Source organism: Mesorhizobium prunaredense, assembly GCF_900156895.1.
GTDB lineage: Bacteria > Pseudomonadota > Alphaproteobacteria > Rhizobiales > Rhizobiaceae > Mesorhizobium > Mesorhizobium prunaredense.
On record NZ_FTPD01000023.1, the window covers coordinates 334,719 to 352,999 of the forward strand.

15 protein-coding genes are annotated in these 18,281 nt (G+C 61.5%); 7 read left to right on the plus strand and 8 right to left on the minus strand.

What is annotated here, in order from left to right; genetic code table 11:
* The first annotated feature begins 20 nt into the window (after positions 1-20).
* Positions 21-1,058: an Ldh family oxidoreductase gene (locus tag BQ8794_RS19320; RefSeq protein ID WP_077380430.1), complete on the plus strand. Its 1,038-nt coding sequence runs from the start codon at positions 21-23 to the stop codon at positions 1,056-1,058.
* A 63-nt stretch (positions 1,059-1,121) separates the two neighbouring features.
* Positions 1,122-2,693 carry a bifunctional 3-(3-hydroxy-phenyl)propionate/3-hydroxycinnamic acid hydroxylase gene (locus tag BQ8794_RS19325; RefSeq protein WP_077380245.1) on the plus strand — a complete coding sequence of 524 codons (1,572 nt, stop codon included), beginning with the start codon at positions 1,122-1,124 and terminating at the stop codon, positions 2,691-2,693.
* 72 nt (positions 2,694-2,765) lie between these two features.
* On the opposite strand, the gene BQ8794_RS19330 is transcribed toward BQ8794_RS19325, so the two are convergent.
* Together BQ8794_RS19330 and BQ8794_RS19335 are read right to left on the minus strand one after the other, a co-directional pair.
* On the minus strand, positions 2,766-3,383 hold the full coding sequence (locus BQ8794_RS19330; protein WP_167378789.1) for a TetR/AcrR family transcriptional regulator: 618 nt from the start codon (positions 3,381-3,383) through the stop codon (positions 2,766-2,768).
* A 57-nt stretch (positions 3,384-3,440) separates the two neighbouring features.
* The gene (locus BQ8794_RS19335) at positions 3,441-3,935 is read right to left on the minus strand and encodes a DoxX family protein (RefSeq protein ID WP_244555031.1); all 495 of its coding nucleotides are present in this window, start codon (positions 3,933-3,935) and stop codon (positions 3,441-3,443) included.
* Between the two features lie 128 nt (positions 3,936-4,063).
* Here BQ8794_RS19335 and BQ8794_RS19340 point away from each other — a divergent pair, with 128 nt between their 5' ends.
* From BQ8794_RS19340 to BQ8794_RS19350, 3 genes are all read left to right on the plus strand, one after another.
* Positions 4,064-5,173 carry an alcohol dehydrogenase catalytic domain-containing protein gene (locus BQ8794_RS19340; RefSeq protein WP_077380433.1) on the plus strand — a complete coding sequence of 370 codons (1,110 nt, stop codon included), beginning with the start codon at positions 4,064-4,066 and terminating at the stop codon, positions 5,171-5,173.
* 99 nt (positions 5,174-5,272) lie between these two features.
* Positions 5,273-6,295: an amidohydrolase family protein gene (locus BQ8794_RS19345; protein WP_077380434.1), complete on the plus strand. Its 1,023-nt coding sequence runs from the start codon at positions 5,273-5,275 to the stop codon at positions 6,293-6,295.
* Between the two features lie 67 nt (positions 6,296-6,362).
* Positions 6,363-7,034: a 4-carboxy-4-hydroxy-2-oxoadipate aldolase/oxaloacetate decarboxylase gene (locus BQ8794_RS19350; RefSeq protein WP_077380246.1), complete on the plus strand. Its 672-nt coding sequence runs from the start codon at positions 6,363-6,365 to the stop codon at positions 7,032-7,034.
* Positions 7,035-7,280: 246 nt separating this feature from the next.
* Here the strand turns inward: BQ8794_RS19350 and melA (BQ8794_RS19355) are convergent, their stop codons facing one another.
* The 6 genes from melA (BQ8794_RS19355) to melA (BQ8794_RS19380) all read right to left on the minus strand — a co-directional run bounded on the left by melA (BQ8794_RS19355) (position 7,281) and on the right by melA (BQ8794_RS19380) (position 16,363).
* Positions 7,281-8,654, minus strand: coding sequence for an alpha-glucosidase/alpha-galactosidase (gene melA, locus BQ8794_RS19355; protein WP_077380247.1), 1,374 nt, complete (start codon positions 8,652-8,654; stop codon positions 7,281-7,283).
* Between the two features lie 23 nt (positions 8,655-8,677).
* Entirely contained in the window at positions 8,678-10,348 is a 1,671-nt protein-coding gene (locus tag BQ8794_RS19360; protein ID WP_077380435.1) for an ABC transporter ATP-binding protein, read from the minus strand.
* 13 nt (positions 10,349-10,361) lie between these two features.
* Positions 10,362-11,489, minus strand: coding sequence for an ABC transporter permease (locus tag BQ8794_RS19365; RefSeq protein WP_077380248.1), 1,128 nt, complete (start codon positions 11,487-11,489; stop codon positions 10,362-10,364).
* A complete protein-coding gene (locus BQ8794_RS19370) occupies positions 11,486-12,499 on the minus strand; it encodes an ABC transporter permease (protein WP_077380249.1) in 1,014 nt (337 codons plus the stop codon). Before BQ8794_RS19370 ends, BQ8794_RS19365 begins: the two co-directional genes overlap by 4 nt.
* A gap of 124 nt (positions 12,500-12,623) precedes the next feature.
* Complete coding sequence (locus BQ8794_RS19375) at positions 12,624-14,708, minus strand: ABC transporter substrate-binding protein (RefSeq protein WP_077380250.1); 2,085 nt, start codon at positions 14,706-14,708, stop codon at positions 12,624-12,626.
* A gap of 182 nt (positions 14,709-14,890) precedes the next feature.
* Positions 14,891-16,363, minus strand: a complete 1,473-nt coding sequence (gene melA / locus BQ8794_RS19380; RefSeq protein WP_077380251.1) for an alpha-glucosidase/alpha-galactosidase — start codon at positions 16,361-16,363, stop codon at positions 14,891-14,893.
* A 230-nt stretch (positions 16,364-16,593) separates the two neighbouring features.
* Between melA (BQ8794_RS19380) and BQ8794_RS19385 the strand changes: the two genes are divergently transcribed.
* Both BQ8794_RS19385 and BQ8794_RS19390 read left to right on the plus strand, forming a co-directional pair.
* Positions 16,594-17,460 (plus strand): AraC family transcriptional regulator, encoded by an 867-nt coding sequence (locus tag BQ8794_RS19385; protein WP_077380252.1) that lies wholly within the window; start codon positions 16,594-16,596, stop codon positions 17,458-17,460.
* Positions 17,461-17,741: 281 nt separating this feature from the next.
* Positions 17,742-18,260, plus strand: a complete 519-nt coding sequence (locus BQ8794_RS19390; protein ID WP_077380253.1) for an aminopeptidase — start codon at positions 17,742-17,744, stop codon at positions 18,258-18,260.
* The last annotated feature ends 21 nt before the right edge of the window (positions 18,261-18,281 follow it).

The window sequence follows — 18,281 nt, forward strand, 5'->3', positions numbered from 1 at the left end:
CAAACCAGGAGACATTCGGCATGCCCGTCGCCCAAGGAAACGAACTGACGGATTTTGCGACCGCGCTGCTCAATGCTGCCGGCTATACGCCGGACGAGGCGGCACAAACAGCGCGGCTGCTGGTGTGGGCCAATATGCGTGGCGCGGATTCGCACGGTGTTCTCAGGATCCCGCGCTACGTCGAGATGATCGAGACCGCTGTCGTGTGCGCCGGTCAACAGCCGACGCTGATCCGGGAGTTCGGGGCGACCTGCGTCTTCGACTACGGAAAGGCGCCGGGCGCCGTCGCCATGATGCATGCCGCAGGCAAAGCCGCCGATCTGGCGGAAGCGTTCGGCATCGGCTGGTGCGGCGCCCGCGCCATATCCCATGCCGGCGCAATCGGCTATTTCACCACCAAATTGGCCGAACGCGGTCTCATCGGCATCGCCATGACCGCATCAAGACCGCTCATGAGCTATTTCGGCGCAAAGGGCGAGGCGCTGTCGACCAATCCGCTGTCGATCGCCGTGCCACGGCCTGATGGCGCCGATCCGATCGTACTCGACATGTCTACCGCCGCCGTTGCGCTCGGCAAGATCATGGCGGCCAAAGATTCGCGCAACCCGATCCCCAAGGGCTGGGCCATCGACGCCAACGGCGTCGAAACGCAGGACCCGCATGCTGTGGCAGCCATACTGCCGATGGCCGGGCCGAAGGGATCCGGTCTGTCGCTGATGATCGAAATTCTGTCGAGCGTGCTGGTAGGCAACGCCGTCATCGCGCCGTTCCTGCACGGCGACAAGAAAGGCGGCTTCAATGGCCTTGTGCTTGCCATCAATCCGGCGGCCTTCGGCGACAGCTCGTCCTTTCTCGCCTCGGTGGAAAGCCTCGCCGGCGCGATCCATGCGCTCGATCCGGCAGCCGGCTCCGATGGCGTCAAACTACCCGGCGAACGCGGCTTCCAAACCGGGCTGGAGCGCACCGCCAACGGCATCCCGCTGGCGAAGCGCACGGCCAGGAACCTCGCCGATGCAGCCGTCCGGCTGGGGCTCGAGGTGCCGGCCTTCCTGCAGTGATGCCAAGTGGCAGCCCTCACCAAGCCAGCCAACAAAGGACCGAAACCAGCGGGGGTCTCACTGATGACGCACGATGAGGCGGACGTCGTGGTGGTCGGGCTCGGCCCGGTCGGCATCACCTTGTGCAATCTTCTTGCGGCAGCAGGCGTCAGGGTGGAAGGCATAGACGCCGCTGACGACGTCTATGCACTGCCTCGCGCGATCGGCATGGACCACGAGGTGATGCGGATCTTCCAGAACATCGGCGCGGCCGACGCCGTGGCCGCAGCGACGGGGCACTATCGCCCGTCGGAATACAGGTCCGCCGACGGAACCCTGCTGCGCCGGTTCGAGTCCCCTGCCGAGCCCTACCCGCTTGCCTGGCCGCCCTACCTGACCTTCCTGCAGCCGGAGCTAGAACGGGCCCTGCGCGCCAATGGCGAGAGGTTCCCCAACCTGGCGCTGCGCACCGGAACCGAACTCGTCGGCCTTGAGAATCCCGAAAGGCCCGTCCTGACACTGCGCGACAAGGCGAATGGCGAGCGCACGAGGCGCGCCCCGCGCTATGTCGTTGGTTGCGACGGCGCGAACAGCTTCATCCGGCGCGGGCTGGGCGTCGCGCTGGAGGACCTCGACTTCGACGAACCCTGGCTCGTGGTGGACATGATCCTGGAGGATCAGCACGCGCCGTTGCCGGAGACCAACGTCCAGTTCTGCGATCCCGCGAGGCCGCATACGTACGTGTGTGGGCCTGACCAGCTACGCCGCTGGGAGTTCATGATCCTGCCGGATGAACATCCGGCAGAGGTCAACCGCCCGGAACGTATCTGGCAATTGCTTTCGCCCTGGCTTCGGCCGGACCAGGCCAGGCTGTGGCGCTCGGCGACCTACAACTTCCACGCCCTTGTTGCGGAGCAGTGGCGCGTGGGCAGTGTCTTTCTAGCCGGCGATGCCTGCCACATGACCCCGCCTTTTCTCGCGCAGGGAATGGTGCAAGGCATCAAGGATGCAGCCAATCTTGCTTGGAAGCTGGCCCGTGCGATCGGCGGCGGATCGGAGCACCTCCTCGGCACCTACGAGGCCGAGCGCAGGCCATTCATGCGCGAAGTCATCGACATCACCAAGCGGCTTGGACAGTTCATCTGCGAGCTGGATCCGGACAAGGCACAGGCGCGCGATGCCGAGATGGCCGAGGCCGTGCGCGCGGGCCAAGGTGTTCAGATCCGGCAGAACCTCTTTCCGCCAATCCGTCATGGACTTGTCGCCAGCAACATCGATGGCTCGCCGAGCCCTCGCGTCGGTGAACCATGTCCTCAACCCTGGATTATCGGGCCTTTCGGCCGGATGCGGCTCGACGATGCGTTGCCACCAGGATTCCAGCTTCTCATCGCCGGACACATGGACCCCTCGCCCACCCTGCTGGACAAGGCGCGGCAGGTGGGCATTGCCGTGCATCGCGTGGCGCAGGAGACATCCTATCCTTCGCTGCTGGTGGAAGAAGACCGCGTTCTCGTCGACTGGCTGACCGCGAAGGGCGCGCGCGCCGCCCTGGTGCGGCCGGACCATGTGGTCTTCGGTACGGCCGCGGACGCGCGAGGGGCCGAGCAGCTCGTGTGTCAACTCCAGATGATGCTGGTGGCGGCACCCGACAAATGACGTGTGCTAGCGTCGTGCGCCTGGACGGCCTCGACAGCGAGCCGGGACTGGCCGGTGCGTATCGGAAGCGCCTTATTTGCGGGCTGGCTGCTTCATGTGGCGATAGAGGTGGGCCAGATGCATTGAGGTGAGCGTCGCCCGCACCATCTCGCCCGGTGAATCGTCCTTCATGAAGCTGGAGAGGCCGCCATAGATGAGTTCCAGAACGACGCCGCCCACATAGAGTGGTTCGATATCGGCACCGCCATAGGGAAAAAGCTTTGCGGACAGCAGCTTGCCCAGGCCTTCCCACTGGTCCTTGAACAGGCGCAGATGCCGCTCTTCCAGTGTGTTGTCGCGGCGGGCGATCCGCAACAGGTCGATGGCAAGCGTTCCCCAGCGCTTGTCCTTCGCTCGCTGGTTGGCCCAATCGCACATCGCATCGATGATCTTTTTCGGGTCGTCGTAGCCGTCGAGCAGGCCGGTGAGCTCGACCACGTCGCCACCGGCATGGCGCTCGAGCAGTTGAAGGAAGATGTCTTCCTTGTTCTCGAAGTTCGAATAGAAGGCGCCCTTCGAATAGCCGGCTTCTTCCGCGATGCGTTCAATGGTCGCGCCGGAGTAACCGTCGCGAGCCACGACATCGCTCGCCGACAGCAAAAGCTTCTCACGAGTCAGAGCCTGGCTCTGTTCGCGCGTCAGTCGCGCCATCCGCTATCCTTCCAAGCCATTCATCGGGATACCTTTGGTATCCGAATCGGCCGAAGGTTAGAAGGCCGAAACAATACAGGCAAGCGCCCAGAAAATCGGGTATTCGGGACCCATCAGCTGCCAGCGCCAACGCGGGCCGTTGATGCGCACCACGGCATAGGCTGCGCCCAGCAAGACGGCCACGCCGCACGCCGCAGCCCATCGCGGATAGATGTCGAACACCATTCCAACGGCGGCAACAAATTCCAGCGCAACCGTCAGCACGATGAAAGGTTTTCCTGGCTTCAGCCCGGCGGCCTCGAACGTCTTCGTCGCCTTTTCGAAGTTCCTGACCTTTCCAATGAGATGCGGAATGAACCAGACCCCGCACAGAATGCGCAACAGATCGATCGGCGTTAGCGTAAACTCAGGCACTGATCCCTCCATGTAGAACGACGAATGGACCGCCCGGCCCTTCCTCCCGTCCTTGTTGCCGTCGGGCGACGTTCTCTCATCCAGCGGAGCCGAAGCGTTCTTCGCCATGCCGCAACCGATGCGGGCGTTCGCCGACATTTCCCGCAAATTCTGTCGTCAATGGAAATCGGCTCTTGCGCCACCCAATCCAGATACTATACGGTATCCACAGTCTACAAGGAATGTCAACGAGACATCTCCGCGAACTGGCATGGGAGGAACAGACGATGACGATCATGATGCGGGCGGCACGGCTTCATGCCGTGAACGAGCCGATGCGTGTCGAGGACGTGGCGAAGCCGATGGCAGCCGGCACGGATGTGGTCGTCGAGGTCAAGGCCTGCGGGATGGTTCCCAATCTCGCGAACGTGCTCAACAACTGGGAGACCTGGTACCCGCATCAGCCGCTGCCGGCGAAGCCCGCGATCTTCGGCCTCGACCCTGCGGGTATCGTGCATCAGGTCGGCGAACAGGTCGTGGCGATCAAGCCTGGTGACCGCGTGTATGTGAACCCGCTGCGATCCTGCGGCGCATGTCATGCCTGCGTCAGCGGCCATCAGGCGAAGTGCGAATACTTCACCTTCAACGGCTATTTCGGCTTCAACAGAAACAGCCTGGAAATCTACAAGCGCTATTCTGAAGGCGGCTTCGCCCAGTTCATGCGCGCGCCCCAGAATGCGATCGTCAAGATCCCCGACAACATGACCTACCCACAGGCGGCCCGCATGGGTTACCTCGGCACGGCCTATTCCGCACTCAAGAAGTTCGGCGTACCGGCCGGCAGATCGCTGATCATCAATGGCGCGACCGGTACGCTGGGTGTCGGCGCAACTCTCTTCGCGCTCGCCATGGGCGTCTCGACGATCTATGCGGTGGCACGTGGCAAACCCCTGCTCGAGCGGCTGAAGCAACTCGCCCCGAACCGGATCCAGACCTTCTCCAACCAGGACGGCAAGGTCGCCGACTGGGTCCGCTCGCAGACCGGCGGTCTCGGCGCCGACTTCATGCTCGACTGCCTCGGTGCGGTGGCCGACGTCAACGCCATGAAGGACGCGATGATGGGCGTCAAACGCGGCGGCCGCATCGTCAACATCGGCGGCACCGGCAGCGACATGCTGTTCAACACCAAATGGTGGATGGACAATTCGATGGAGCTTCTCGGTTCAGCCTGGCTGACCACGGCCGAGGGCATGGAGATCGCCGAAATGGTCGGCTCCGGCGCGATCGATCTTTCGGTGCTGGAGGCGCGGACGTATCCGCTCGAGCAGATCAACGAGGCCATCAACGGCGTCGCCTCCGGTGACGGCGGCTTCACCAACTACGTGCTCGAACCGTAGGAGGGACATCCGGTGGGCCTCACCGTCCGCCGCTTGCCGGGAACCGCGGAACGGCGCAGCGGATCGACGATGCGTCATCTTGTGCGTGAAGAGAACGAAATGATCATCGACTGCCACGGCCACTACACGAGCGAACCACCCGGGCATCACGCCTTTCGCAAGATGCAGGTCGAGTTCGTCGAAGGCAGGCGCGACGCCATGCCCGCCTATCCCGGCATCGCCGACGAAATGCTCAGGGCGACGATCGAGCAGAACCAATTGCGCCTGCAGCGCGAGCGAGGCACGGACCTGACCATCCTGTCGCCGCGTGCTTCGGGCATGGGCCATCATGTCGGCAGCGCCGAGAACAATGCCGAATGGTCGCGCATCTCCAACGATCTGATCGCCCGCATCGTCGACATGTTCCCGGCCAACTTCGCCGGCGTATGCCAACTGCCGCAATCGATGAGCGGTGACCTGAAGCCGGTGCTTGCCGAGCTCGAGCGCTGCGTCCTCGAACTCGGCTTCGTCGGCTGCAACCTCAACCCCGATCCGTCCGGTGGCTTCTGGTCGGCGCCGCCTCTACACGATACATACTGGTATCCGCTCTTCGAAAAGATGGTCGAGCTGCAGGTGCCGGCCATGATCCACGTCTCCGGCTCGTGCAGCTCCTGCCTGCATACGACCGGCGCGCACTACATCAACGCGGACACCACCGTGTTCATGCAGCTGATCCAGGGCGACCTGTTCAGCACGTTTCCCGATCTCCAGCTGATCATTCCGCACGGCGGCGGCGCCGCGCCCTACCATTGGGGACGTTATCGCGGCCTGGCGATGATGTTGGACAGACCCGGACTTGGCGAGCACCTGATGCGCAACGTCTTCTTCGACAGCTGCGTCTATCATCAGGCGGGCATCGACACGCTGTTCCGCGTCGTTGGTCCGGCCAACATCCTGTTTGGGTCCGAATTGCTCGGAGCGGTCAAGGCCATCGATCCAGAAACCGGCTTCGCCTTCGACGATACGCGGCGCTACATCGACGCACTTTCGCTCGGTGAGGTCGAACGGCACGCCGTGTTCGAAGGCAATGTCCGAAAGGTCTATCCGAGGCTAGATGCGAGGCTGAAGGCGCAAGGGCGCTAGACCAGCCGATGAGCACTGTTCGGGTGCGGCGCCGGATGCCGCACCTCATCATTCCGGGAGAACACTTATGGGCAAAGTCGTCACCAAGACCGAGCGCACGCCGATCGAGACCTGCGATGCTCTTGGCCAACTTGGCGTGGCCACGGTTCACGAGGCACAGGGGCGGACGGGCCTGCTCGCCGCGCGCCTGCGGCCCATCTATGATGGCGCCAGGATTGGCGGCAACGCGCTGACCTGTGAGGTCGCGCCAGGCGACAACTGGATGATCCACGTCGCGCTGGAACAGGCGCGGCCAGGCGACATCTTGGTCGTCACCCCGACCTCGCCTTGCGAGGACGGCTATTTCGGCGACCTGCTGGCCGAATCGGCCAAGGCGCAAGGCATCAGGGGCCTCATCATCGATGCTGGCGTGCGCGATATCTCGACCCTGCGCTCCATGGCCTTCCCGGTCTGGTCGAAGGCGATCAGCGCACAAGGGACGGTCAAGGAGACGCTCGGCAACGTCCAGGTGCCGATCGTCTGCGCCGGTGCCCACATCCAGCCGGGCGACGTCATCGTGGCCGATGATGACGGCGTGTGCGTGGTGCCGCGCGAAACCGCGGGAAGGGTTCTTGAAACCGCCCGCAGGCGCGAGACGATGGAAGAAGAAAAGCGCAGTCTCTATGCCGCCGGCAAGCTCAGTCTCGATGTCAACGACATGCGCGAGTGCCTGCGGCGCAAAGGCCTCGTCTACGAATAGGCAACCGCATAGCAGGTTCGCCGCCCCCAAGGAAAAACTTGATCCCGCGGGCACGCTCGATCACGCGTGCGCCAAGTCCATTTCACGACACCGTTGGCCTCGCGCATTGCTGCGCAAGGCCAACGCGGGCCGCTTGGCACGCGAGAGCCCTTGCAAGGCGCAGAATCGCTCTGTCGGCGCCCTCGCCGCGGACAGAGCCCGGCCGCCAGTGTTTGCAGGAGTTTCCTAACCAGAGCCGTTCCGTCCTTACGCTGCCTGCACGTTTTTCGAGATCCGCGCCCACTCCGGAATCCAGTCGCGGTGCGCGGCGAGCAGGTCGTCGACCAGCAACCAGATCTGGTCGAGATCGAGCTCGGCGGCGGTATGCGGATCCATCATCGCCGCGTGATAAAGATGCTCGCGGTTTTCCGTCATCAAGGCCGCGACAGTCAGTTCCTGCACATTGACATTGGTGCGGATGAGCGCCGTCAGTTGCGGCGGCAAGGCGCCGATGAAGGTCGGCTGGATGCCGGACGCATCGACCAGGCACGGCACTTCGGCCGCGCAATTTTCCGGCAGCGAGGTGATGCAGCCATTGTTGCGGACATTGCCGTAAATAACCGAGGGCTCGCCGGTCCAGACCGAGTTCATGATCGAGGAAGCATATTCATGGCTCTCCTCGATCTCGACGTTCTCGGCGCTCCGGTAGGCGGCCGCCTGCCCTTTCCAACGCTCGATCTGCTCGATGCAGCGCTTGGGATATTCATCGAGCGGAATGCCGAACTTCTCGATCAGATCGGGCCTGCCGTCCTTGATGAAATAGGGCGTGTATTCGGCGAAATGCTCCGAGCTTTCGGTGACAAAATAGCCGAGGCGGGTCAGCACCTCGTAACGCACCTTGTTCGGGCAGCGCGGATTCCAGTGGCTGGGTTTCGGAAATCGCCCGTCGCGGTAGCCGCGCACGAGATCCGGATAAAGATCGCGGTAGCTGCCATCGGCCTGCCGATGCTCGAATTTCAGGTAGAAGGCCATGTGGTTGATGCCGGCGGCACGGTAACGGATTTCCTCGAGCGGGATTTCGAGATCGCGGGCGAGCTCGAAAGCCGTTCCCTGCACCGAATGGCAGAGACCAACCTGCTTGATGAGCGGATACTTTTCCGCAATCGCCCAGGAGTTGATCGCCATCGGGTTGACGTATTGCAGGAGGATGGCGTCGGGGCAGATTGCCATCATGTCTTCGCAGATTTTCCAGAGATGCGGCACGGTGCGCAAACCTCGCATGATGCCGCCAACGCCGAGCGTATCGGCGATCGTCTGGCGCAGGCCGTATTTCTTCGGCACCTCGAAATCAGTGACCGTGCAGGGCTCGTAGCCGCCGATCTGGAAGGCAACGACGACGAAGTCCGCGCCTTCCAGGGCCTTGCGCTGGCTGGAATGCGTCTCGATGGTCGCCGCAGCGCCAAGCGTCTTGACCAGCTTTCCGGCGACGATCTCGCTTTCTTCGAGGCGCTGCGGATTGACGTCCATCAGCGCGATGGTAGCGCCCGAAAGAGACGGCCGCTGCAGCACATCGCCGATGACATTCTTCATGAAGACGGTGGAACCGGCCCCGATGAACGTGATTTTGGGTTGTCTCGTCATGAATTGCGCCTCTTGTCTGCGATTTATGCGGCTACCTCGAACGCCGCCTTGACGAGCCGTTCAGTGTAGGCGGTCCTCGGATGGGAAAGAACCTCGTCGACGGGTCCCTCCTCGACGATTTTACCGTGCTGCATCACCACGACCCGATGACAGAGCGCGCGTACGACCTTGAGATCGTGGGAAATGAAGAGATAGCTCAGGCCGCGCTCGTCCTGCAGTTTGCGCAGGAGGTCGATGATCTGGGCCTGAACGGAGAGATCGAGCGCCGATGTCGGCTCGTCGAGCAGGATGAATTCCGGTTCGAGTGCGATTGCCCGCGCAATAGCGATGCGCTGGCGCTGTCCGCCGGAAAACTCGTGCGGAAAGCGCGACAGGATGTTGTGCGGAAGCCCGGCGCTGACAAGCGCCTGCTCCACGCGCTGCAACCGATCACTTTTGTTGTCGCCGAGCCGATTGACGATCAGCCCCTCCTCGATGATCTGGCCGACCGACATGCGCGGATTGAGCGAGGAGAACGGATCCTGAAAGACGACCTGCATGCGCGATCTGAGCGGCCGCATCTGGTCACGTGTCCTTGCGTGGATCGGTTCGCCGTCGAAGAAGATTTCGCCGCCGTCGGCCGTCAGGAGCTTCACCAGCGCCTGCCCGAACGTCGTCTTGCCGGACCCGGATTCGCCGACCAGCCCCAGCGTTTCGTGCCGGTGAAGCTTTAGGCTGAGGCTGTCGACGGCGACGAGTTCCTTGAGCCGCGGCTTGAAGAACCCGCCATGCTTTAGCATGAACGACACCCGCACATTGCTGCCCTCGAGAATGACGGCTGAGCCCACCGGCGTCGGATTGGCCATGCCCTTTGGTTCAGACGCCAGAAGATGGCGCGTATAGGGATGCTGCGGGTTCTTGAAGAGCGCTTCAGTGGTGTTGTGCTCCTTCACCTCGCCCTGGCTCATGACATAGACGTAGTCGGAAAACTGGCGAACGACCGTCAGATCGTGAGTGATCAGGATTACCGCCATACCGAGCTTCTGCTGCAGATCACGGATGAGGTTGAGGATCTGCGCCTGCACGGTGACGTCGAGTGCCGTCGTGGGTTCGTCGGCGATGAGTACGTCCGGATTATTGGCGAGCGCCATGGCGATCATGACGCGCTGGCGCTGACCGCCTGAAAGCTGGTGCGGATATTGGTTGAAGCGGCTTTCCGGGTCCGGAATCTGCACCTGCCGCAACAGCTCCAGCGTACGCTCCGCAGCTTGCCTGCGGCTCATCTTCTGATGAACGCGGATCGCCTCGATGATCTGCGCGCCGACCGTGTAGACCGGATTGAGCGAGCTCATCGGCTCCTGGAATATCATCGAAATGCGGTCGCCGCGCAGCGCCCGGCGCTGCCGGTCGGAGAATTTCAGCACATTCTTCCCATCATATTCGATCCGCGAGTGCACGGCCACGGTGGCGCGCTTGGTGAGCAGGCCCATGACCGTGCGCGCCGTCACCGACTTGCCGGAGCCGGATTCTCCCACCACAGCGATGGTCTCGCCGCGATAGAGCTGAAACGAGACATCCTTGACCGCGTCGACGGTTCCGCCTTCTACCTTGAAGGTCACCGCGACATTGCGGGCGTCGATGATCGGACTGCCGGTCCTCACCGCATGATCGTGACGTTCGTCCGGCGCCATCGAGGTCTTTTCCGTCAGAGCCATGGTGCCGGCCTTCTCAATAGGGATCGACGGCGTCGCGAAGACCATCGCCCAGCGCATTGAACGCAAAGACGGTGACCAGCACGAAACCCACGGGGGCAAGGATCCAGGGATAGGACCCAATGACGGAGTATGTCGCGGTATCCTGCAGCATCAGCCCCCAGGAGATCAGCGGCGGCTTCACCGCGAAACCGAGGAAGCCGAGGAAGGATTCAAGCAGCACGACATTGGGGATCGCCAGCGTGACGGCGACGATGACGTGGCTCATGACGTTGGGGAAAATATGCTGAAAGATGATCCGGCGGTCGGTTGCGCCGATCGCCATCGCCGCCCGCACATAGTCGATCCGCGCCAGCGCCAACGTCTTGCCTCGAACTTCGCGCGACAGCTGTGCCCACCCGAGCGCCGACATGACGAAGATGACGAACGCGAGGAAGACATTGGTCGGCGCCGTCACCGGAATCAGCGAGGTGAGCGCGAGATAAAGCGGCAGTTGCGGAAAGGCGAGCACCAGCTCGACGAAGCGCTGCACCCATGCGTCGAACCTTCTGCCGAAATATCCGGACACCATGCCGACCGTCGTGCCGACTACCGTGATGATGAACACCACGGTCAGGGCGATCATCAGCGAAATGCGCGAGCCGTAGATGATGCGCGACAGCACATCGCGGCCGAATTTGTCGGTGCCGAGGAAATTGACCGGGCTTCCGTCGGTGGCGCCGAAGAAATGCCGCTGCGCCGGGATCAGTCCGAAAAGCCTGTATCCGAACCCTTTGACGAAAAAGCCGAGCGTCTGCGGGTTTTCGTAGTCGGGGCCTACGATCGGCTGGAACGTGACGGGGTCGAATTCATCTGTTTCACGAATTGGATAGCTGCGCGGGGGAAAGACGAAGTTCCCGCCCCGATCCGTCATGCTGATTGTCTGAGGCGGCGCGAAACCAACGCCGGTCAGCTTCGGATCGACGGGTGCGAAGAACTCCGCGAATATCGTCATGATCATCAGGAGGCAGACAAGGATCAGCCCTATCATGCCGGTCCAGGATCGCTTCAGACGGCGCCAGACAAGCGCGGTATAGGTTTCGTTGCCATTGCCTTTGGCCGGCGGCACGGAGGCGCAGATTATGGATTGGACGTCGGCTTTCATGCGTCGGTCCCTCCCCCAAGGCGAACCCGCGGGTCGAGCGCTGCAAGCAGCATGTCGGCGATGATGTTGCCGACGATCAGGGTCACCGACAGAACCAACATGAAGGTCGCCGTGACATAGACGTCGCCGATCCACATCGAGCCGACGATGGCCGGGCCGACCGTCGGCAGGGCGAAGATGATCGCGGTTTCGATCTCGCCGGTCAGCATGTAGGGCAGCACGACGCCCTGATACATGACGAGCGGATGCAGCGCGTTCGGCACAGCGTGGCGCATGACCACCGTGCGCTCGCTCAAGCCCTTGGCCCGAGCCGTTTCGACATATTGGGCGTTCAGCGTATCGAGAAGATTGCCCCGCATGACGCGCATGTTGTAGGCGAGCCCGCCCAAAGTGGCGATCGCGATGACCGGCCAGACATGCTTGACCAGATCGACGAACTTGCCCCACGACCAGGGGGCTGCGCCATAGCGGGCGGAATGGAAACTGTTGATCTCAGTGACATTGAAGTGGAACACCAGGATATAGACGATGATCAGCGCCATCAGGAATCGCGGTACCGTCATGCCGAGAAACGAGATCCCCGACAGCACGCTGTCCACCCAGGAATATTGCCGGGTTGCCGCCAAAACGCCGAAGGTGATGCCGATCACCGATGCCAGGATATGGCAGACGAGCGCCAGCGCCAGCGTACGGGGCAAACGTTCGCCGACCACATCGGCGACAGGCTTGTTGTAGAAGAGACTGTGCCCGAAATCGCCGCGGGTGACGATGCCGGTGACCCAGTTGACGTACTGGAGGGGCAAGGGCTTATCAAGGCCATGCGCGATCTTGTAGGCCTGCGCCTGGGCGTCGGCCGTTTCGAAGGATGCGCCACCCTGGTTGATCAGTTGCGAGCGCACATAGTCGCTGTAGTCGCCCGGCGGGGCCTGGATGATCGCGAACGTCACGACGCTCAGGACGAAGAGGACAGGAATCGCCGAGGCGATACGCACAAGCAGAAATCTGAACATGATCGTGTTTGCTTCTCTTGTGGCTCGTGGCGATCTGCTCCTTCACGAGGCGCGGTATCTCCACGGTTCAATTCGCAACCTCCCCTCCGGCGGATGCTCGCCGGGGGGGGGAAATCGACTGCGGTCAGTTGATCGGACCGCCTTCACCGGGCTTGCCCGGAAGCTGCTCGGGGAACAGCTCGTAGTCGCCCTGCTTGTCGGCCGCGACGAAGACCCGTTCACGGATGATCGTGTCCTCCGCCCAATTGAACATGAAGATCGGCGCGCCTTCAGGAATGTTGGAGAAGCGCTTGTTGATGATGAGCGCACCCGGATATTCTGTCAGGCCGATCGTATCGAGATTCGTCGTCGAGACCTTCTGGTACTGCTTCATCAGATCAGCCCGCTCGTCATTGTCGTTGCTGGAGATGAACTTGTTGACGACGTCCACGAGTTCCTGCTCGAACGGCATCAGATCGACCGTGCTGTCCGTTCCTGCCCTGTGATGCCAACTCGTGCGCGGACCGGTCGGGGCAAGCTGGGTCGTGTTCTGCACAACTGAGGTCTGTTCCTGCTCGTTGCGGCGAACAAGCCAGTCGAAGCGCCCGGCATACTGGGTTGCGTCGCGCTTCGCGCCATCGATTGTGTTCAGCACGACCTTGAGGCCAAGCTGTTCCATCTGGCCGACCAGACCTTCCGCGAGATTGCGATCGGTGCTGTAGTCGGAATTCACGAGAAGCACGATCTGTACGTCCGAGCCGCCAGCTGTACCGGCCGGGAAGTTGACGGCGCCGTTGCCGTCCGTGTCCTTCAACCCGACCTTCTCCAGCAGCGCCTTGGCGCCTTCCAGATCGAACGGGTAGTACACCGTCGAGGCGCGATCATAGAAGCTCGTCCCAGAGGAAATGCCGCCGGGATAGATCGCTGTGAAGGGTCCTTTAACGAGGGATTCGCCGAGTTTCTTGCGATCGATGGCCATGGTCACGGCCTTACGGAAATCGACGTTGCGGTTGAGCTCGCGTACGGCTTGCGCCCGCTCGTCCGGCTCGCCCCAGCCATTGGCTGAAAAGTTCATGCGCAGATTGTAGCCGATCAGCCGGGCGCCAAAGGCCAACCGCGCGGGAGCCGTTTCCTGTGCGGCGCGCTTCAGCGATTCCACGAAATTTTCCGGTTGCTCCAGGTTCGAGATATCGCCGGACCCGGCGATCGCCTGCACGTCGCGATCGGCCCAAGTCGAAAGCTTGTAGTGCAGTTCGTTGAGATAGGGCAGCTGATTTCCCTCTTCGTCCACCTTCCAATAGTAAGGATTGCGGCGAAGCACGATGACGTCGTCCGAACGGTATTCGATAGGCACCCAGGCGCCCATGACGGGCATATTCAAGTATTCCGGCGGAAAGCCGTTCTTGTACTCGTCATAGGTGGTGCCTGCATATTTCGGATGCTTGGTCTTCAAAATGTGCGAGGGGCCGGGGCAGAAGGTTCCATAGGCCATCGCATAGAGATGCTGGCGCGGGAACGCGTCCTTAAAAGTCCATTTGATCGTATATTTGTCTATCGCCTTCAGGGTGGTGCCTTCTCCGAACGTTTCCGGTGTTGCACCGTTCAGCGGCGAGACGTTCGGATCGACGACATTGTCGTCCCAATAGAACATCACGTCATCGGCGTCGAAGGGATCTCCGTCGGACCACTTTGCGCCTTCGATCAACTTCATCGTCAGTGTGTGGCCGTCTTCCGACCACTCCCAGCTCTGGGCAAGATTGGGCAGCGGCTCGACGTCTTGGGCATCGACCTGGAAGAGCGGCGCGGTGCGCGTCAGGCATTCGAACATCGCAATGTCAATGCCGCCCCAGCCTTGCGTCTGCCCGGCGCTGTAGTTCCAGCCTTCCGGCCGGCCGCCGATGACGTGGCGCATCGTGTCGCCATAGACGCCTATCCCGTCGGGCATGTTGCCTGTCTTGAAAACCATCGGCTTCTTTGGCAGCCGCTCGGCCAACGGAGGCAGTTTCCCGGTCTTGACGAATTTTTCGGTGACCCACTCCGGCTCGCGATATTCGGATTGCGCCTTGAATTCCAGAATTGAATCGCGCGGCACGTAATTGATCTTGCCTTGCGCCGGAAACGGCGGCTGTTCCGGCACGATCGTCGGCTCGGACGCCACGGCCTGGATCGCGAACGCCGATACGCCAAACAGAAGCGCGGCGGCGGTTTTCATGCGGCCAAAAATGTTCATTGTCCTGGTTTCTCCCTTATGCTTCGGGCCTGCCGCGATGGCATGGCTCTCCTCCTACAAGCATCGAACGAAGCGGTATTCCGCTTTCTCAGATGACAGTGCCGTGCTGCCCGGGCGCATTCGCCGAGGCACGATCCTGTCCGCCCGGTTTTCCGGAACATTGGCTTATCGCAACCAATATCTCAGCCGGCCGCGCGCAATTTCGTGGCTTCCTTTTCGGCCCTGATCTCTTCGATCGAGCGAACCTCGCGGCGGGCGACGCCCTTCCATTCCCGCGTTTTTACCGTCGCGCGGCTCAGCCGCTCCTTGGCGCCGTCGATCGCATGGGCGAATTGCGGCAGCCATTGCGCTTGCGCCACAACCATCTCGTCGACCATCTGCCAGACCTCTTCCGGCGTGCAGATGGCGCCGACCAGCGGATCGTGCAGAACGGCCAGTTTCAGGAGGTCGATGTCGCCGGAGATTGCCGCGTGGACGGACATGCGCTGGACATTGATCGACGAAATGCAGGTCGCGGCGCAGGCTTCCGGAAGCGTTATGCCGGCCACCATGTTGATGCCGAAGCGATCGACGAAACCAGGCGATTCGATGATTGCATCGGACGGAAGATTGGTGATGACGGCGTCGTTCTTGACGTTGAAGTGTCCGCGATAGACCCGACCGGTCTCGAGCGCTTCCAGTATGTGGCTGGCGTGCTCGTTCGAGCGGCGCCCGGGATCGAAGGGCTTTCCCGCATCTTCGAGGAATTGCGGGAACTCGGTTTCGAACCAGTTCCGGGTTTCGGTCGAATAGCGCAGATAACCGCCGGTTTCGCCGTGGATCCAGTCCGACATGTCGATCCACTTGGCAGTCTCCTCAGGCCGTTTGCGGTACCAGGGCAGATATTCCGACAGGTGGCCGTTGCTTTCGGTCGAATAGACGCCGAATCGCTTCAACACGTCGATCCTGAGTTTCTCCTGCCGCGAGAAGACCGGATGCGCCTCGAAGGCGGCGACGAGCTCATCCTTGCCGATCTTGCGGCCCTTGACGCGGACGTCGACGAACCAGGTCTGGTGGTTGATGCCGGAGCAGACATAGTCGAGCTCGCCTTCCCCGGCGCCGAGGATCTCGGCAATCTGCTCGGCCCCGTGCTGGACCCCATGGCAGAGACCGACCGTATCGACCTTGCCGAATTCGATCGCCGCCCAGGTGTTCATCGCCATCGGGTTGGCATAGTTCAGGAATTTCGCGCCTGGCTCGGCCAATTCGCGAATGTCCTTGCAGAAATCCAGAATGACCGGGATGTTGCGCTGGCCGTAGAGAATGCCACCGGCGCAGATCGTATCGCCGACGCACTGGTCGACGCCATATTTCAAGGGGATGCGGATATCATCGGCATAGGCGGCGAGACCTCCGACGCGCACACAGCTAATGATGTAGCGCGCGCCCTCGATCGCCTTGCGGCGGTCCGTCGTCGCGGTCACCCGTGCAGGAAGCTGGCTCGACTTGACGATCCGCAGGAGAATCGACTCGATCATCTTGAGATTGTGCTCGCTGATGTCGGTCAGTGCGAACTCGATGTCGCGTAGCTCCGGCACACACAAAATGTCCGTGAACAGCTTCTTGGTGAAACCGACGCTGCCCGCGCCTATGATTGCGATCTTAAATCTGCTCATTCGAACCTTCTCCGCAAGCGGATTGGACCGATAGGTAAAATCGGTTCGTGGAAATCCGGTTTAGGCGTGTTATTCGGAAGACACGCAACCAAGCGGCGTGCAACCGGGATTTCATCCTCATCCCTTTTGTTTTTGGTCAGTATGCGTAAGATCACGTCCCTCCGGTAGGGCGTAGATGTGCTTTGTAGGGTAATTTTGTGCTGCAAAAACTCGTCGACCTTGGACCGGTGATGAAGATGATTTCCCTGCCGCGCGCTCGGCAGCGATTGCACACCATGCCGACGAGCACCGGCTACGACGTGAGATCGGATGCCGGCTACAGCTGGGATGGCCGCAGGCGCGGGCAGACGCCGTTCACAGTGATGCAGCACACCATCAGCGGCACCGGAAACCTGCGTTACGGAACCAGGTCCTACCGCATCGCTCCGGGCGAGACGATGCTGTTGGTTGTTCCGCATTCGCACCGCTACTGGGTCGAAAAGGGCGGGCGCTGGGAGTTTTTCTGGATATCGATGCATGGGGCGGAAGCGTTGCGCATCCATAGAGAGGTCCTAGCAACAAAAGGACCGGTGTTCAGCCTGCGGGCAGCGACCGTCGATAATCTGGCCGACTGCGCCTACCGGCTGGTCAAAGGCGACGGCTCAACTCCGGCACGCGCCTCGGCAATTTCCTACGAGGCGGCCATGGCACTCTATGACGACGTGTTCGAACTGCACGGAAATGACGTGGCGGAGAATTCGGTAGTGCGTCAGGTGACTGACTATATCGGTGCGCATCTGCATCTGCCGTTGCCGGTCGATGAGCTGGCGCGGCTTTCCGGTCTCAGTCGCGCGCATTTCTCACGTGTGTTCGCGGCGCATGAAGGTATTCCTCCGGCTGAGTTCGTCCTCAACAGACGCCTCGACCGCGCCGCAAAGCTACTGACCATGTCCGCCGACCTTCCGGTGAAGGATATTTCCGGCATGTGCGGCTTCGAAGATCCCAACTACTTCGCCAAGGTATTCCGACGTGGCTTCGGCGTCAGTCCGACAGAATTCAGAACCACTGGCATGTATGCAAGCGCCGGTTATCAGCAGGGGCAGATTTTGGACAGATGACAAATAGCGCTGACCTGTCACCCTTTGATGGCTGCTTTTAGCGCGAGAGAGACCGTCAACTTGGTCACTCGGACACCGGCTTTCAGGAGGCGGCAAAGTTGATCTCGACGTCCGAGGTGCGGCGCATTGTGGACCAGCGTTAGGCCGGGTTACGGACCGGAAGCTTCGGGAAAAAAGGCCTCCTAGGCGGACAGTCAGCATGCCGCCGACGAACGAACCCGCTGCGCGGGAGGGGCGCCTGCGGTTGAGGTAGAGATCAGGGACCGGTCGTCGCGCCTGCGCTGGCCCACCAGCGCGTCTACGTACAGGACGATTCCGCATTCAACGAGGCATTCGCCGTCGCCGTCGAAACAACCGGCGTGAGAAAATGGCTGGGCGCGGCTGATGATACCGGCGAATTGCGCCGTTACAAAGCCGACCGAAAGCGCAGAGCTCAATTTCTTGCGCTGGTGTCGCAGACCCGGGACGAGCTAAGCCATGTCTATGACGGCAGCGCTACCTCTGAGCAGAAGCGGGCCGCGAAGATAGCCGCGATCGAACGGCTGCGGATGCGCTACCGAGAGATGCGCGACAGTCGCTGGCGTGGATACCAGGGATACGATGTCTGGTTCAATTCTCCGATTAACAACGCGAAGCTCGCCGCGACTTCCGTCTACGGCGATCAGGTGGCGACGTTTCTCCGCTTGTTCGATTTGTGTTCGGGCGACTATCCAAGGTTCTACGCGTTGGTTCGACGGATCGGCGCGTTAGACAAATCTGACCGCGCCGAAGCGCTCAAAGCAGCAGATTCATGCGATTGAGCCGGTCAAATCCGAAGGCCA

Coding starts and splice junctions, on each gene's coding strand:
- melA (WP_077380251.1), bottom strand. CDS start 16,363: ATGAGCAGATTTAAGATCGCAATCATAGGCGCGGGCAGCGTCGGTTTC.
- melA (WP_077380247.1), bottom strand. CDS start 8,654: ATGACGAGACAACCCAAAATCACGTTCATCGGGGCCGGTTCCACCGTC.
- BQ8794_RS19325 (WP_077380245.1), top strand. CDS start 1,122: ATGACGCACGATGAGGCGGACGTCGTGGTGGTCGGGCTCGGCCCGGTC.
- BQ8794_RS19350 (WP_077380246.1), top strand. CDS start 6,363: ATGGGCAAAGTCGTCACCAAGACCGAGCGCACGCCGATCGAGACCTGC.
- BQ8794_RS19330 (WP_167378789.1), bottom strand. CDS start 3,383: ATGGCGCGACTGACGCGCGAACAGAGCCAGGCTCTGACTCGTGAGAAG.
- BQ8794_RS19375 (WP_077380250.1), bottom strand. CDS start 14,708: ATGAACATTTTTGGCCGCATGAAAACCGCCGCCGCGCTTCTGTTTGGC.
- BQ8794_RS19340 (WP_077380433.1), top strand. CDS start 4,064: ATGACGATCATGATGCGGGCGGCACGGCTTCATGCCGTGAACGAGCCG.
- BQ8794_RS19360 (WP_077380435.1), bottom strand. CDS start 10,348: ATGGCTCTGACGGAAAAGACCTCGATGGCGCCGGACGAACGTCACGAT.
- BQ8794_RS19335 (WP_244555031.1), bottom strand. CDS start 3,935: ATGTCGGCGAACGCCCGCATCGGTTGCGGCATGGCGAAGAACGCTTCG.
- BQ8794_RS19385 (WP_077380252.1), top strand. CDS start 16,594: ATGAAGATGATTTCCCTGCCGCGCGCTCGGCAGCGATTGCACACCATG.
- BQ8794_RS19370 (WP_077380249.1), bottom strand. CDS start 12,499: ATGTTCAGATTTCTGCTTGTGCGTATCGCCTCGGCGATTCCTGTCCTC.
- BQ8794_RS19320 (WP_077380430.1), top strand. CDS start 21: ATGCCCGTCGCCCAAGGAAACGAACTGACGGATTTTGCGACCGCGCTG.
- BQ8794_RS19345 (WP_077380434.1), top strand. CDS start 5,273: ATGATCATCGACTGCCACGGCCACTACACGAGCGAACCACCCGGGCAT.
- BQ8794_RS19365 (WP_077380248.1), bottom strand. CDS start 11,489: ATGAAAGCCGACGTCCAATCCATAATCTGCGCCTCCGTGCCGCCGGCC.